13 protein-coding genes are annotated in these 15,312 nt (G+C 71.0%); 7 read left to right on the top strand and 6 right to left on the bottom strand.

The genetic code is table 11. From position 1 onward, the window contains the following. Positions 1-59: 59 nt before the first annotated feature. Entirely contained in the window at positions 60-2,711 is a 2,652-nt protein-coding gene (locus tag AB0M29_RS36335) for a hypothetical protein (protein WP_365390820.1), read from the bottom strand. Positions 2,712-2,905: 194 nt separating this feature from the next. Between AB0M29_RS36335 and AB0M29_RS36340 the strand changes: the two genes are divergently transcribed. Continuing rightward, a complete protein-coding gene (locus AB0M29_RS36340; protein ID WP_365390822.1) occupies positions 2,906-4,360 on the top strand; it encodes a protein kinase in 1,455 nt (484 codons plus the stop codon). Here AB0M29_RS36340 and AB0M29_RS36345 read toward each other — a convergent pair. The 3 genes from AB0M29_RS36345 to AB0M29_RS36355 are packed head-to-tail and all read right to left on the bottom strand — an operon-like array spanning position 4,357 to position 7,293. Next, complete coding sequence (locus AB0M29_RS36345) at positions 4,357-5,106, bottom strand: SDR family oxidoreductase (RefSeq protein ID WP_365390824.1); 750 nt, start codon at positions 5,104-5,106, stop codon at positions 4,357-4,359. The two genes, AB0M29_RS36340 and AB0M29_RS36345, sit on opposite strands and share 4 nt — an antisense overlap. A 15-nt stretch (positions 5,107-5,121) precedes the next feature. Beyond that, a complete protein-coding gene (locus AB0M29_RS36350) occupies positions 5,122-5,715 on the bottom strand; it encodes an NAD(P)H-dependent oxidoreductase (RefSeq protein WP_365390825.1) in 594 nt (197 codons plus the stop codon). A gap of 48 nt (positions 5,716-5,763) precedes the next feature. Next, complete coding sequence (locus tag AB0M29_RS36355) at positions 5,764-7,293, bottom strand: MFS transporter (RefSeq protein ID WP_365390827.1); 1,530 nt, start codon at positions 7,291-7,293, stop codon at positions 5,764-5,766. Between the two features lie 172 nt (positions 7,294-7,465). Between AB0M29_RS36355 and AB0M29_RS36360 the strand changes: the two genes are divergently transcribed. From AB0M29_RS36360 to AB0M29_RS36375, 4 genes are all read left to right on the top strand, one after another. Further along, on the top strand, positions 7,466-8,266 hold the full coding sequence (locus AB0M29_RS36360) for a TetR/AcrR family transcriptional regulator (RefSeq protein WP_365390829.1): 801 nt from the start codon (positions 7,466-7,468) through the stop codon (positions 8,264-8,266). 128 nt (positions 8,267-8,394) lie between these two features. Further along, positions 8,395-9,132 (top strand): DUF4097 family beta strand repeat-containing protein, encoded by a 738-nt coding sequence (locus AB0M29_RS36365; protein ID WP_365390830.1) that lies wholly within the window; start codon positions 8,395-8,397, stop codon positions 9,130-9,132. A gap of 275 nt (positions 9,133-9,407) precedes the next feature. Next, positions 9,408-9,857 carry a hypothetical protein gene (locus tag AB0M29_RS36370; RefSeq protein WP_365390832.1) on the top strand — a complete coding sequence of 150 codons (450 nt, stop codon included), beginning with the start codon at positions 9,408-9,410 and terminating at the stop codon, positions 9,855-9,857. 85 nt (positions 9,858-9,942) lie between these two features. Then, a complete protein-coding gene (locus AB0M29_RS36375) occupies positions 9,943-10,332 on the top strand; it encodes a hypothetical protein (protein ID WP_365390834.1) in 390 nt (129 codons plus the stop codon). 96 nt (positions 10,333-10,428) lie between these two features. Here AB0M29_RS36375 and AB0M29_RS36380 read toward each other — a convergent pair whose 3' ends face one another. Together AB0M29_RS36380 and AB0M29_RS36385 are read right to left on the bottom strand one after the other, a co-directional pair. Then, complete coding sequence (locus AB0M29_RS36380) at positions 10,429-12,030, bottom strand: glycerol-3-phosphate dehydrogenase/oxidase (protein WP_365390836.1); 1,602 nt, start codon at positions 12,028-12,030, stop codon at positions 10,429-10,431. After that, positions 12,027-12,701, bottom strand: a complete 675-nt coding sequence (locus AB0M29_RS36385; protein ID WP_365390838.1) for a TetR/AcrR family transcriptional regulator — start codon at positions 12,699-12,701, stop codon at positions 12,027-12,029. The genes AB0M29_RS36380 and AB0M29_RS36385 overlap by 4 nt, the downstream gene beginning before the upstream one ends. A gap of 81 nt (positions 12,702-12,782) precedes the next feature. Between AB0M29_RS36385 and AB0M29_RS36390 the strand changes: the two genes are divergently transcribed. After that, a complete protein-coding gene (locus AB0M29_RS36390; RefSeq protein ID WP_365390840.1) occupies positions 12,783-14,390 on the top strand; it encodes an FAD-binding oxidoreductase in 1,608 nt (535 codons plus the stop codon). 4 nt (positions 14,391-14,394) lie between these two features. After that, complete coding sequence (locus AB0M29_RS36395) at positions 14,395-15,300, top strand: diacylglycerol kinase family protein (protein WP_365390841.1); 906 nt, start codon at positions 14,395-14,397, stop codon at positions 15,298-15,300. Positions 15,301-15,312: the final 12 nt, after the last annotated feature.

Genomic DNA, 15,312 nt, shown 5'->3' on the forward strand with positions numbered 1-15,312 from the left:
ACGAAATTAGCGGGCATCGAGGTGTCCACGGGCTCCACGGGTGCTCGCGGGGCGGCAGGTCAGACCGGGATCTGGTGGAGGTACAGCAGGTGCCGGCAGATGTCGGAGATGGTGCGGTCGTCGAGTGCGGCGTCGCAGACGATGGTGGCGCTCAGCAGTCCGGTGAAGATCTCCAGGCCCTGGTCGCGCCTTCCGAGTTCCGGTGCGTCCCAGGCGACCGGGTGCACCGAGTCGAGCCTGCGCAGCTCGTAGGGGTGGCCGTTGACGAAGCTCTGGAGCAGCCGCTTGGGCCCACCGGTGCAGCGGGCGGCGTACACCGCCCACTCGGTGTCCGACTCCGCACAGAGCACCTGGAGCCGTTCGCCGACGATCCATCCCGAGCCGTAGGTGTGAAGTGAGTCGATCAGGGTGGGGCCGGTGTCGAACACGGGCAGGCGCTTGCCGACCAGGAAGACGGTCGCGGCGCCGGTGGTGCCCCGCATGGTGGGGAAGGCGTACCAGCCGCCGGTGAAGCGCAGCGCTGGGAGGCCGTTGATCGCCGGGGTCTCGTAGACGGCGCGGTTGCCGACGGCCGTGCCGTCGTTGTGCGCGGGGCTGAGGTCGGTCAGTCGCAGCACGGGCATTCCGTCCCCGAGGGCGCGGTTCGGGTCGGCCTTCACGGATGAGGCGTCGGCGCGGTAGTAGCCGATCAGGCCGTCGAGCCGGAGTACGGGATCGTCGGCGCCGGCCGCGAGCAGCGGCGGTGCCGAGCGGGCGGGCGGCACGGTGTCCGTACCGATCCTCGCCGAGGCGCCGGGCGTGGCCGTGTTGACGACCAGCGGCGGGTAGGGCTTCGGCACTCTTTCGAAGAGTCCGCGCCACACCGGCCCGTCGACCGCCACGACTGCCTGCATCTCGGGCGCCAGATAGGTGTTGAACGATCGCTCGATCTTGCACCAGCCCGCGCCGCGGGAGGAGTCGCCGAGTCCCGCGCCGCGGTCGCTGCTGTCCAGCCGGACCGCGGCCGTCCGGGGACCGCCCGCGACCCCCACGCAGTCCCTGATGACCAGTTGCGTCCCGCCGACGTCGTCCTGGAGGCTGGCCCACACATAGCTGTCGCTGGGGCCCGTCCCCTCGAAGTCGAAGCTCCAGTTGTCGAGTTGGGTGGCGCCGCACTCGAACAGCCGCACAGCCGACACCGCTTCGGGCACACCGGTGACGAACACGTTGCGGTAGGAGGGGTTCGATCGCAGCGCCTTGAACGCGGACCGGCCGAAATAGGCAAGCTTGAGCCGGTCACCGCGGCCCATCTGGAACCAGGAGTAGATCGCGCAGTCGGTCTGATGACCGAATTCGCTGTCCGTGACGTCCACCGGGTAGCTGGCGTCGAGATGATACGCGCTCAGGCCCTGCGCACCGAAGAAGATCTTCGTGTCGGCCAGCGAGAACATGACCACCGATCCGAGCCCGATCGCCTGGCCGTAGTCGGACCCCGGCCGGCCGCCCACCACCAGGGCCGTGACCGCCAGCTTCTCGGCCCTGTTCCGCTCGAACGTCTGCCGGGGCCCGATCGGCATGAACAACCCGTACCCGGCCAGCCCGTTCGTCACATACCGCGCGTGGAGGTCGGGGACACCGTCGCCGCTCTTGTGCACGGCCTCGTTCATGGGCAGCACGCAGAAGACGCCCGGCTCGTCGGTCAGGAACGTCAGGTCGGTCACAGGGCCGTGCGCGTCCTGCTGCGCCGTGCCGGCGCCCAGGTCCTGGTAGCGCGTGACGTCGGAGAACCTGAGCGCGCCGAACGTCAGCGGAACCGGGGTGTCCTTGTCGCCCGGGATACGGTAGGTGCCGCCGCCCCATCCGCTGGACAGCAGGCCCAACTGCCCCATGTTGAACGGCGCGTACCAGTTCGGCGTGAAGGCGAGCTCGCGCTCCCCCCAGCCGTCGTTGATCATGTCGAGATCGGGCTCGACCTGAGCCAGCTCCGTCCATGCCATCACGGTGGACGCGTCGAGGTCGATCTGCAGGGAGCAGCGCAGAACGGGCTTCGCGTCGTCAAAGGGAACCCTGATCTCCCGGATCAGTCCGTCGGCCGTCTGGAAGACGAACACCACCCGCGGCGGCACGACGCCCGGGGCCGCCTCCGTGTAGACGTAGAACGGCGACGGCCGGTTGTACGCGTCGGCCATCCCGAAGAGCGGCCGTGACACCCATGGCATCGCGTCGTTGCGCACCACGAAATCAAGAGTCAGCTTTCTGACATCGGTCCAGAACGCGCCGTTTCGTGGCCCGAACTGGAAGGGCGAGCACGCGAAGGTGAGCGTCGCGTCGCTGAACGGCACGTCCTCCACCCCTGTGGGGACCCTGGTACGGAACCCCCACCGCTGCCCGGCGGCAGGGGCGGCGTGGGTGTCGAGCAGCCCGAAGAGATCAGCCCAGTGCCCGTCGCTGACCGGCCGCCCGAGCACCTTGCGGTCCACGCCGAAAATGAGCGGCGGGGTGTACGCCAGCCCCTGGAGCACGGTGGCCTCGGGCCCCTCGCCGACAATCCGCACATTGTGCCGGTCGACCAGCACCGAGCGGGAGAACAGATAGGGGAGTTTGCCGCCCGGTACCAGTACGGTGCCGCCGGTCTGGAAATCCAGTGAGTCAACAGCCTTCTGAAAGGCTTCCGAGCAGTCCTCACCCGGTACGGCGTCGAAGTCGCGGACAACGTTCACGATTGCGCTCATGATCCGAGCGTAGCGACGCCACTTTGCCAGAAATTGGTGATCGGGAGAACTCCCCCAATAGTCGTATGAGCGGCGGCTGTTGGGCCCAAATCCGCCCAGGCGACGGGAGGGGCGGGCAGCAGCGCGATGCGGTCCGGACACAGGACTCGCATAGGGTGCGCACTGGTGGGTCGGCCGGTCTGAGGAGACGAGTGGTGGAGCAGAGCACGGTCCTGGCGGACCGGTACGAGCTGGTGGAGCGTATCGGGCGGGGCGGGATGGGGACCGTGCACCGGGCCGTCGACCACAGGCTGCGCCGTACCGTCGCCGTCAAGACGCTGTCCGCGGGCATGGCGGCCCATGGGGAGTTCCGCAGCAGGTTTCAGCGCGAGGCGCACGCCGCCGCGGCGCTGAACCACCCCGCGGTCGCCACCGTCCACGACGTGGGCGAGGAGCTGGACGGCGCCGATCCGGTGCTCTTCCTGGTGATGGAGTACGTGGACGGCACCACGCTCGCCGAACTGGTACGGCGTGGCCCGCTGCCGGTGCAGCAGGCCGTGAACGTCGTGTGCGAGGTACTGGACGCGCTCGCCCACAGCCACGAGCACGGCATCGTGCACCGCGACATCAAGCCGGGCAATGTCATGCTCACCCGCGCCGGCACGGCGAAGGTACTCGACTTCGGCATCGCCAAAGCCCTCAGCGAGGCCGCCACGCGGGTGACCAGTACGGGAGTCGCGGTCGGCACTCCCGCCTACCTGTCGCCGGAGCAGATCAACGGCGCCGACATCGACCCGCGCTGTGACGTGTACGCCGTCGGCTGCCTGCTCCACGAGCTCCTCACCGGCGCCCCGCCCTTCACCGGCGAGTCACCTTTCGTCGTCATGCACCAGCACCTGGCCAAGGACCCCGTCCCGCCGTCACAGCGCGACCCGCGACTGCCCGCCGCTCTCGATCCGGTCATACTCCGGGCCCTGTCCAAGGACCGGGCCGACCGCTTCCCGAATGCCGCCGCGATGCGTCTCGCGCTGACCGAGGCCCTCGGCGGCACGGCCGCCGCCGAGACCCGAACCGCGGTCGGCCACGCCACGGCGCCGCCCACACCTCCCGCCTCCTCCCCCGGGGTCCCGCGCGGACTGCGGCCGTCGCTGCGCCCGCTCCTCTCCTTCGACGGCGCGATAGGAATCCTGGGCTGCCTCTTGGCCGTGCTGAGCGCCAGAAGCCACACCATCGAAGTGCACCACTTCGCCCGGGTGTCCCTGCTCGCCGCCGCGATGGGCACGGCCGCGCTGTTCTGGTCACCCCGGCTCGCATGCGCACTGGGCTGGGCACCGGTGGCGGAGGTCATCGCCACACAATCCGAGCTGCGCCGCGCCTATGTCGGCTGGGACACCGACATCGCCCTCATCGCCCTGCTGCTCGCCTTGAGCGCCGCCCTGTGCCTCACCAGCTCCTTGCGCACGGCACCCGGCGGAGCCGTCGCCATGGTCGCCTTCTGGCTAACCGGAACCGCGGCCCTCTGGTTCTTCCTGGACGACCTCGACAAGATCGCCGCCTTCTACGCCCTGATCCTGGTCGTCACGCTCGCCACCTGCGCCCAGGAGGTCAAGGACCGCGCACGCCGCGCCCCGTCACCAGCAGCGCGGTCGGGAGCCGGGCGTACCGGCTAAACGGTTGTCCCTCCTGACACGTCCAGGCGGTGGCCGGTCATGTAGCGGCTGTCGTCGGAGGCCAGGAACGCCACCGTGTCGGCGACATCTTCCGCTGTGCCCAAGCGGCCCAGTGGTGACAGGGACTCCAGCCATGTCAGGGCCTCACCGACCAGCCGTCCCTGGTGCATGTCGGTGTCGATGACCCCCGGTGCCACGAGGTTGACCGTGATGCCACGCGGGCCCAACTGCTTGGCGAGCGTCGAGGTGAGCACGTCGAGGGGCGCTTTGGACATGGCGTAGTCGATCGCCTGGGCCATGGCAGGGCCGCGGGTCAGCATGGTGCCGACCGTGATGATCCGGCCCCCGTCGCGCAGCCGGGGCAGGGCGAGTCGGGTGACGAAGAACGGGGCCGTGGTGTTGACCGCGAACAGCCGCTCGAAGTGCTCCCTGGTCACGGTGGTGATCTCGCCCTGGTCGCCGAGGATCCCGGCGTTGTTGACCAGGACGTCCAGTCCGTCGGCGTGGGCATCGAACGCGGCCCACAGCGCTTCGGCGTCTCCTGGCTCGCCCAGTTCGGCGTGGACGGCGAATGCCTGGCCGCCCGCCGCTTGAATGGCCGATACCGTCTCCTTCGCCGCGGTGTGGTTCCTGCCGTAGTGCACGGCGACATGGGCCCCTTCTCGTGCGAGCCGGGTGGCGATGGCTCTGCCGATGCCTCTGCTCGCGCCGGTCACCAGCGCGGTCTTGCCCGTCAACGAGGTCATGTTCCATACCTCCCGTTACGCGTGGTAGGGGGTGACGGCCTTGGCGTCGCGCAGCACCCGGGCCCACCAGGTCAGTTGATCGAGCATGGTCTTGGCGGCGCCCGCGCAGCCTTCCGGGTCGTTCGGGTGGCCGTCGGGGTCGAACCGGGTCCAGGCTCCGTGGAAGCTGACGGTGTCGCGGACGGTGACGGCGTGCAGCTCGGCGAAGACCTGCCGCAGGTGCTCGACCGCGCGCAGGCCGCCGGCCAGGCCGCCGTAGGAGACGAACCCGACGGGTTTGGCGTGCCATTGCTGGTGGTGCCAGTCGATCAGGTTCTTCAGCGACGCGGGGAAGCTGTGGTTGTACTCCGGTGTCACGACGGCGAACGCGTCGGCGTCGGACAGGCGCACGCTCACCGCCGCGAGTGCCTCGGCGTCCTCGGTTGCGAGGTCGGCGCCGAAGGTGGGGAGCACCACGGGCAGCCGGTGCTCCGCCAGGTCGATGACGTCGACGATCACGTCGTCGCGCTGCCGGGCGTGGCCGGTGAACCAGTTCGCGACGACGGGCGCGAACCGGCCTTCGCGGGTGCTTCCCACGATGACGGCGAGCTTGATCGGGGTGGTGGGCATGGGGGTCCCTTTCGAGATGGGGTTCCTGATGGGCGTGCGCGGACGGGGTCAGGTGACGTGGCCGGGCGCTGCGGCGGTGGCCTGTTCAGTGGCCGGTTCGGGGGCCGGTTCGGGGGCCGGTTCGGCTTCTGTGGTCCGGCTCGTACGCAGGGGGACCTCGCGGATCGCCCAGGCGCCGGCGAACGTGAACGCGGCCAGGACCGTGCCGAGGAGGGCGACGCCGTGCATGCCGCTGGTGACGGCGGCTCTGAAAGCGTCGCGTACCGGCGAGGGAAGCGTGTCCAGGAGCGCCGGGGTCAGATGGCCCCCGCCGGAGGCGATCGTGTGTCCTGTCCCGGAGCCGAGACGAGCCACGAGGGTGCTCTCGACCCGCCCGGCGTAGACCGCGCCGAAGAGGGCCACGCCGAGCGACCCGCCGACAGTGCGGAACAAGGTCACCGATCCGCTCGCCGCGCCCATGTCTCGCAGTTCGGCGCTGTTCATCGTGATGAGCACGGTGCTCTGCATCAGCAGACCGGTGCCGACGCCCGCCGCGAGCGTGAGCGCGCAAGCGGCGGCGGTCGTGGTGCCGACCCGGAGCCCGAGCAGCGCCGCCATCCCGATCGTGAGCGCCCCGCCCCCCAGGATCGGATAGATCCGATACCGGCCGTCGCGGAGGATGAGCCGTCCCGTCGTGAGCTGCGCGGCGAGCATCCCGAACATGAACGGCAACAGCAGCATCCCGCCGGCGGTCGGTGTGGCGCCGCGCACGTACTGCATGTACAGCGGGAGGAAGCTCATCACACCGAACATCGCGGCACCGACGAGGAGGCTCAGAACCTGCACGACGACGAAGTTGCGGTCGCGGAACAGCCGTGGCGGAAGGATCGGTTCGGGCACCCGGCCCTCGACGTACCCGAACCCGACAAGGGCCAGGACGCCCACCGCGGCGAGCCCGGCGGCCTGCGGGGACACCCAGCCGTATCGGGTACCTCCCCAGCTCGCCAGCAGGGTCAGCGCCAGGATGCCGATCGTGAGCAGCGCCGCGCCGGCGACGTCGATCCGCGCCTTGACCGGCTCCCGCCGCACCCTGATGCCGGTACCGATGACCAGGAGGGCGGCCGCGCCGAGGGGCAGGTTGACATAGAACGCCCAGCGCCAGCTCAGGTGGTCGGTCAGGAAGCCGCCCAGCAAGGGGCCGCCGACGAAGGCCACCGGCATCATCGCGCCGACCATGCCCTGCACCTTGCCGCTCTCGCGCGGCGGTACCAATTCGCCGATGAGAGCGAAGGCGCCGACCATCAGCCCTCCGGCGCCCAGTCCTTGCAGCGCACGGAACCCGATGAGTTGCGTCATGTCCCGCGACAGCCCCGACAGCACCGATCCGGCCAGGAAGACCGTGATCGCGACCATGAAGGTGCCCTTGCGGCCGTACAGGTCGCCGAGCTTCCCCCAGATCGGCGTGGCCGCCGCGGTGGTGAGCGTGTATGCGGTGACCACCCAGCCCAGGTGGCTGAGCCCACCCAGGTCACCGACGATCGTCGGCAGCGCGGTGCCGACGACCAGGTTGTCGAGCATGGCCAGGAACATGCCGAGCATCAGCCCGAAAAGACCGAGCCGAAGCGATCGCGGGGGTCCTGCCCCGGCCGCAGGTGACGGACCTGAGTCCATGATCCCTCCCATTTGGGTACGCCGTACTCGATTGCTGTTCGCGCACAGGCTAAGCATCTAGGTACGATGTACGCAACTAACGGGGAGAAAGGCGGGACCGATGCCCGGCGACAAGCACGTGAGCATCTGGATGCTGCCTGAACGCCCCCAGCGGTCGGCCCCGGGACCGCGACCGGCGTTCAGCAGGGCACAGATCACCGAGACCGCCGTCGCGATCGCGGACGCGGAAGGGCTCGACGCCGCGTCGATGCGCCGGATCGCGGCCGAGCTCGGCACCGGCGCGATGTCGCTCTACCGGTACGTCCCCCGCCGGGAGGACCTGATCGAGTTGATGGTCGACGCGACCGCCGGCGAGATGGACCTCCCCGACCGGCCGACCGGCGACTGGCGGGCCGACCTCTCCCGGCTCGCCCACGAACGACGGGCACTGTGGCAGCGCCACCCGTGGCTGGCATCGCTGACCGAAGGCCACCCGGTCTGGGGGCCGAACTCCCTGCGGGTACTGGAGTTCACCTACGGGGCGCTGGACGGATTCGGGCTGGCCATCGACGAGGTCGCCAGCCTCGTCGGCCTGATCAGCGGATACGTCGCCGGCGTCGTACGCACCGAGGTCGGCTGGGCGGAGGAGGCGCGCCGTACGAATGTGGACATGCGGCAGTGGATGAGCGACATCGGACCCTACGTGCAACAACTCATCGTCAGCGGGGAGCATCCGATGTTCGCCCGGATCATCCATGAGACGCAGACTCCGTGGATGGAACCCGACGCACGCTTCCAGTACGGCCTCGACCGGGTCCTCGACAGCATCGGCGCGACCTTGCCGGGCGAAGCCCAACCCGCGCGGCGGTCGAACGTGGGGGACGAACCAGAACCACCGACATGCCCGCCGGCCACTCCCTGATGTGATCTCCGAAGGGGGCCGCCCGGTCCTGGCATAGGGGGGTTTTCCCCATCGTGGACACAACGGTGGCTCCGTAGGGTCGTGGTGACCGATCACCGATCCAACTCGCTTCACACGGGGGGCCCTTCATGCGACGTCACCAGGTGCGTGTCCTTGCGGCGGTGGCATTGGCCGCGTCCACGGTCGGCGGGCTCTGCGGATGCACGGCGCTCGACAAGAAGACCTTCGAGGACGACGCCAAGGTGTCCCAGAAGGTCACCTCGATCCATCTCGACAGCGGGAACGGCGGGGTGAAGGTGGACGCTTCGCCGGACACCTCCACGATCTCCGTACACCGCACGGTCGACTATCACGGTGACAAGCCGACGGCCACGTCCTTCCACGTCGACAACGGCGTCCTGACGCTCTCCGGCTGCGGCCACGACTGCGGCGTCGACTACGACGTCAAGGTGCCCGCCGGTCTTCCCGTGACAGGCGGAACGACGAACGGCGGCCTGACGCTCACCGGAGTCGGCGCGGTCGATGTGCACACCACCAACGGGCACATCGCGGTGACCGGCGCGACAGGCCCGGTCAAGCTGCGCACATCCAACGGCGGCGTCGATGTCAAGGACGCCAAGGGCGGCGACATCGACTCCCAGACGACGAACGGCGGGGTGACGATCCAAACGGCCACCCCGCAGAACATCACGGCCCGCACCACCAGCGGCAGCCTCACCGTCACGGCCCCGCCCGCCACCTACCGGATCTCGGCGAAAGTCAGCAGCGGCGACAAGAAGGTGGCGTTCCCGAACGACCCGTCAGGCAGGTACCGCTTGGACCTGTCGACGACGAACGGCGACCTGACGGTCAAGTCGGCCGGCTGAGGGTTGCCGGCGGTGAATCTGCCGGGAAACTGCCGGTCCTTCTTCCGGCCGCTCTGCCTGGTCACCGCGGTGAGGGCTTGGCCAGCCTTGGACCGAGCGAGACGCAATGCCAGCAGACCGGCCGCGGGCCCAACCGCGGCCGATCGGCGAGGGCACCCTGGCTGACCTGGCACTAGGACGAATCCAGGACGGCCGAAGGATCGGTGTACCTAGCCTCTGCCGGGGTCCCGACGCGGTCAACGGACGCGTCGTACCCGGCCGTTCAAGGAGGACGTATGAACCGTGGAGGAAGACTTCGCGCAGTAGCCGTCGGCATGGCGCTGCTCGGTACGACCCTGGTGGGAGGCGTCACCACCGCCGGTCCCGCCGCGGCGGCGTCCGGGCCGAGTTGCCCTTCCGGAGGGCACGAGCTGACGCCGAGCGTCTACAAGGACAGCGCCGGCCGGGTCGCGGCCATCGGCTACATCTACACCTACAACTGGGGCGGATGCGCCTACCTCGTCACTCAGGGCCCGTACTACGGAATGTACAAGTGGATGGACGTCCAGATCCGGGCGGACAACGGCCAGACAGGCTACGACGCCGGCCACTTTCTCTACTACGCGGGACCCGTCTCGGCCTCGTCACCCACCACCGGCAGCCAGTGCATGACCGTGTGGTTCGACATGCTCGACAGCTCGGGCACGCGGGTGGTCCAGGGCGTCACCGGGACGCCCTGCGACTGACGCGACACAGAATCCGCAGACAAGCCCTCCAGGGCGCGCTGCGGCTCGAGACCGCAATTGATTGTCCAACGGGAGGAACACGTACATGAGGTTCAAGATCGGTCGTAGGGCGGGCATGCTCGCCGTGACGGGGGCGTTGGCCGTGGGGGCGGTGGGCATGGTGTCGAGCCCGGCGTCCGCGGACGCGGGGGTGCCGATCGCCGCGAGCACCAGCCACGGCGTCGGCTCCTACGCCGACCGGAACACCAACTTGAAGTTGGCCGTCCCGGTGCTCTGGAAGTCCGACGGCGACTGGGTCCTCGCCAACTGCTACGCCCTCGGCCAGACGATCGACAACCAGGGCGACGTCTGGTACCACATCTCGGCGGCCTGGACGCCCGGCGGAGGCCGCCTCAACTACGCGGGCTGGGTCTACGGCGCCTACCTGGACGGCAACTACGCCTTCCACATCAAGGCGCTGAAGCCCTGCTGGTAGACCGCAACTGACGCCGCGGCACCCCCGCCTCGGGGGGAGGGACATCCAGCACCACCGGATGTCCCTCAGGGGGTGCCGAGCGGCGCGAGGGCGCCGTCAGCCCGCGTCCAGAGCCGCCTGCGCGGCGTCCAGCGCGGTGGCGCGTGCCGCCGGGTCGAGGCCGATGCGCGTGCGGCGGTCGAGCAGGTCGGCGGTGTCCAGGGCGCCTTCGTGGCGTACGGCGAAGAGCAGTTCGGCCGCGGTGGTGTCGGTGGCGTCGCTGATGGGACGGTGCAGGGCCGGGTCGGCGGGGGCAAGGACCTGGGGGGCCTCGGTGCCGTAGCGGTGGAGGAGCCGGGACGGCGCGGGGATGAGGCTGAGCCGGGCGGGGGTGGCGGCGCCGACCAGGGGAAGGTCGCGGGTGCGGCAGGGGCCCGCGCGCAGGGGATTGCGGGCCAGGGCGGCGTCGAGCGCGTCCTGGGCCATCCGCCGATAGGTGGTCAACTTGCCGCCGACCACGGTGATCAGGCCGTCCGGGGCGGTGAGGACCTGGTGGCGGCGGGAGATGTCCGCGGTGCCCGCGTCGCCGGTGTCGAGCAGCGGGCGCAGGCCCGAGTAGGTGCCGAGGACGTCTCCACGGGTCAGTTCGGTGGCCAGGGCGAGGTTGATGGTGTCGAGCAGGAAGGTGATCTCCGAGGCGTCGGCAGTCGGCTCGTCGGGGATCGGCCCGGGTGCCTCCTCGTCGGTCAGACCGACGTACACGCGCTGGTCGGGCGCGGGCAGCGCGAAGACGTAACGGCCGAAGTGCCCGGGGACGGGGACCATCAGACCGCTTGTCAGGCCGCCCGAGAGCCCGCCGGAGGGCCCTGTGCGGGCCGCGCCGAAGGAGCGCTGCGACAGCACGAGGTGCGTGCCCCGGGACGGGCGCAGCCGCAGCCCGGGGGCCAGCTCTCCCGCCCACACCCCGGTGGCGTTGATGACCACGCGCGCCCGTATGTCGAGGGTCCGGCCGGTGAGCGTGTCGGTGAGGACCGCCCCGCTGCCGGTGACCTGCCCGGCCGCGACCCGGGTGAGGATCTTCGCGCCGTGCCCGGCCGCGGTGCGGGCCAGCGAGACCACCAGGCGTGCGTCGTCGGTGAGTTGGCCGTCCCAGCCCATCAGCCCGCCGCGCAGCCCGTCGAGTCGGACGCTGGGCGCGTAGCGCGTCACCTCGACGGGGGCGATGCGTCGCGAGCGCGGCAGCGTGAGCGCCGAGGTGCGCGCGGCGGCCCGCAGGGTGTCGCCCGCCAGCAGTCCGGCCCGGGTGAGCAGCGCGCCCATGGCGTTGACGCCGGGGTACAGCGGGACGATCTGCGGCAGCGCGCGGACCAGGTGGGGTGCGGTGCGGCTGATCAGGATGCCGCGCTCGACCGCGCTCTCGTGGGCGATGCCGACCTGCCCACCCGCCAGGTAGCGCAGGCCGCCGTGCACCAGCTTGGAGCTCCACCGGCTGGTGCCGAAGGCGAGGTCATGCTTCTCGACCAGGACGACGGACAGACCGCGGGAGGCCGCGTCCAGCGCGGTTCCCGCGCCGGTGACGCCGCCGCCGATCACCAGCACGTCGACCGGTTCGCCGGCGGCCTGGGCCGCCTCCAGTTGCTCGATGTGCCGTGCGCGTCGCGCGGCGTTGAGGGAGGTGCCGGACTGCGGGGCGGACGCGCCGCCGGGGGTGGTGGTCACGGGGCCAGATACCTCTCGATCAGCACCGACAACTCGGCGTCCAGGGCCGGGAACCGCTCGTTGCCGACCAGTACGGGGCCGCTGAGCGTGAACGAGTACGCGGTGAGCAGTACGGAGCGGGCCAGCAGCCCGGGGTCGCCCGCCCGGATCGATCCGTCGGCCTGCCCTGACCGGATCGCACCGTCGAGCAGGGCGAGGTGGTTGGCGGTGCTGGTGCCGAGGCGGTGGAGGAGGTAGGGGACGAGGAACTCGGGGTCGACGTCGATGATCTTGCGTACCAGCGGATGGGTGCGCAGCTCGCCGACCGCGCGCACGACGCCGGTGACCACCGCTTGCCTGCCGTGCGCGGCCGGACCGGTCATCCGCTCGGCCAGCGCCCCGAATTCGCGTGTCACCAGGGCCGCGATGACCGCGCGCACGTTGGGCCAGCGCCGGTACAGCGTGGCCCGGGAGACGTCGGCGCGGCGGGCGAGGTCAGCCATGCTGATCCGGCTCATGCCGACGGCCAGCAGGAGTTCGTACGCGGCGTCGAGGATGCGGTCCTCGGGGATGACGTTGGCCGGGCGCTGCGGCGCGGCCGGGTCCTCCCCCGCCAGGTCCGGCCCTGCCGCGGCCCGCCCGGCGGAGCCCAGCACGGCCGGTTCGTCGGGGGCCGCCGAGTGCATCGTCATTCCCGCTCCTTGCGTCACTGAGACACTAGGTGTCAAAGTGTATCAGGCATCGTTGAGAGCCGCCGTGAGCGAGGAGCCGCCGTGACCGCCGAGTACGACCTGCCCGACGCCGAACGCCACCCGTACGCCTGGGGCAACGCCGGCACCCCGGGCACGCTCCCGCAGGCCGCGCTCGGCGCCCTGGCCGCGCTGGGCGCCGTGCCGACGGCGCCGCCAATCCCTCCCGCCGAGGCGGACCTTCCCCCCTGCGCGCTGCCCGCCGCCGCCCTGACGGACCTGACCGACGCGCTCGGCGCCGACCAGGTGAGCACCGCGCACGCCACCCGCGTCGGCCACACCCGCGGCTACTCGACACCCGACCTGCTCAAGCTGCGCGACGGCGACGCCCGCGACGCGCCGGACGCGGTCCTCTACCCCGGGACGCACGACGAGGTCGTCGCCGTACTGGAAATCTGCACCCGGCACCGCGTCGCGGTCGTCCCCTACGCGGGCGGCACCTCGGTGGTCGGCGGGCTGACACCGGACCGCACCGGCTTCGCCGGGGTGGTCGCGCTGGACATCCGCCGGCTCGACCGGCTGGTCTCGGTCGACGAGGTGTCCCACACCGCCGTGCTGCAGACCGGCCTGCGCGGCGTCGTCGCCGAACGGCTGCTCGGCGAACAGGGCTGGACGCTGGGCCACTTCCCCCAGTCGTACGAGATGGCGAGCATCGGCGGATACGCCGCCGCGCGCTCGGCGGGCCAGTCCTCGGCCGGCTACGGCCGCTTCGACGAGATGGTCGTCGGCCTGACCGTGGCCACACCCCGTGGCACGCTGACGCTGGGCACCGCGCCGCGCGGCGCCGCCGGTCCCGACCTGCGGCAGCTCGTCCTCGGCAGCGAGGGCGCCTTCGGAGTGATCACCTCGGTCACGGTGCGCGTGCGACCCGCCCCGCAGGTGCGGGTGTTCGAGGGCTGGACCTTCCCCTCCTTCACCGCCGGTGCCACCGCGCTGCGCGCGCTGGCGCAGGACGGCCCGCTGCCGACCGTGCTGCGGCTCTCCGACGAGGTGGAGACCGCGGTCAACCTGGCCGACCCGGACGCCGCGCTCACCGGCCCCGGCTCCGGCGGCTGCCTGATGATCACCGGGTACGAGGGCACCAAGGACACCGTCGCCCGCACCCGCGACGCCGCCACCGAGCGCCTGCGCGCCCTCGGCGGCGAGCCCCAGGGCCACGAGCCGGGCGAGGCGTGGCGTGCCGGCCGGTTCCGCGGCCCGTACCTGCGCGATCCGCTGCTGGACGCCGGCGCGCTGGTGGAGACCCTGGAGACCGCCACCTTCTGGTCGAACGTGGAGGCGCTGAAGACCGCGGTCTCCACGGCGGTCGAGGGCGCGCTGACCGAACAGGGCACGCCCGGCCTGGTCATGTGCCACATCAGCCATGTCTACGAGACCGGCGCGTCGCTGTACTTCACCGTCGTCTGCGGCCGGTCCCAGGACCCGCTGGCGCAGTGGGCCAAGGCCAAGGAAGCCGCCAACACGGCGATCCGCGCCTGCGGGGCGACCATCAGCCACCACCACGGGGTCGGCAGGGACCATCGCGAGACGCTGGCCCGTGAACTCGGCCCGATCGGCGTGGACCTGCTGCGCGCGGTCAAGGCCAGCCTCGACCCGGCGGGCATCCTCAACCCCGGCATCCTGGTCGGCTGACACCATGACCGAGCCCACGACCCAGCCCGCCACCCCGCCCGCGACGGGCTGCACCGCCCTGATCAACCCGATCTCCGGCGGCGGCCGCGCCCTGAAGGTGTGGCGGCCCATCGCCGACGCGCTGGCCGCCTCCGGCTTCCCGGTCACCGAGGAGCTCACCCGCAGTCAGCACCACGCCGCCGCGGCCGCGGAAGCGGCGGCGCTCCGCGGCGACCTGGTCGTCGCGGTCGGCGGCGACGGCCTGGTGCGGGACGTCGCGGGCGGCGTCTTCCCGCACGGCGGGCGGATGGCGATCGTCCCCGCCGGACGCGGCAACGACTTCGCCCGCAAGCTGGAACTGCCCGCCGACGCGGGCGCCCTGGCGTCGATGATCGCGGCCGGGAGCACCCGGCGGATCGACGTCATCGAGGCGGCCGGCCAGATCGTGCTCGGCAACGTCTATGTGGGCCTGGACTCGGTCGCCACCGAGGCCATCAACAACAACCGGTGGCTACCGGGAGCCGTCGTCTACCGCGTCGCCCCCGTCGGCACCATCCTGCGCTGGCACGCTCCCACCTTCACCCTCACCACCCCCGACTGGACCGCCACCGCCGCGATGCACCAAGTCGTCGTCGGCAACTCCGGACGCTACGGCTACGGGCTGGACATCGTCCCCTCCGCCCGCCTCGACAGCGGCCTGCTGCACGTCCTCACCATCGGCGACGTCCCCCGCCGGCACATCGTGTCGTTCATCAACAAGGCCAAGACCGGCCGCCACACCGAGGAGGACGGCGTCGAGGTGCGCACGACGACCCAGATCACCCTCGACGCGGACCGCCAGGTCCCGGTGCACGCCGACGGCGACTACCTGTGCGAACTCCCCGTCACCGTAACGATCCGACCGTCGGCCCTGGAACTGGTCATCCCCTGACGCCCTGCGCGG

The sequence above is a fragment of the Streptomyces sp. NPDC051976 genome (genome assembly GCF_040680795.1).
Lineage (GTDB): Bacteria > Actinomycetota > Actinomycetes > Streptomycetales > Streptomycetaceae > Actinacidiphila.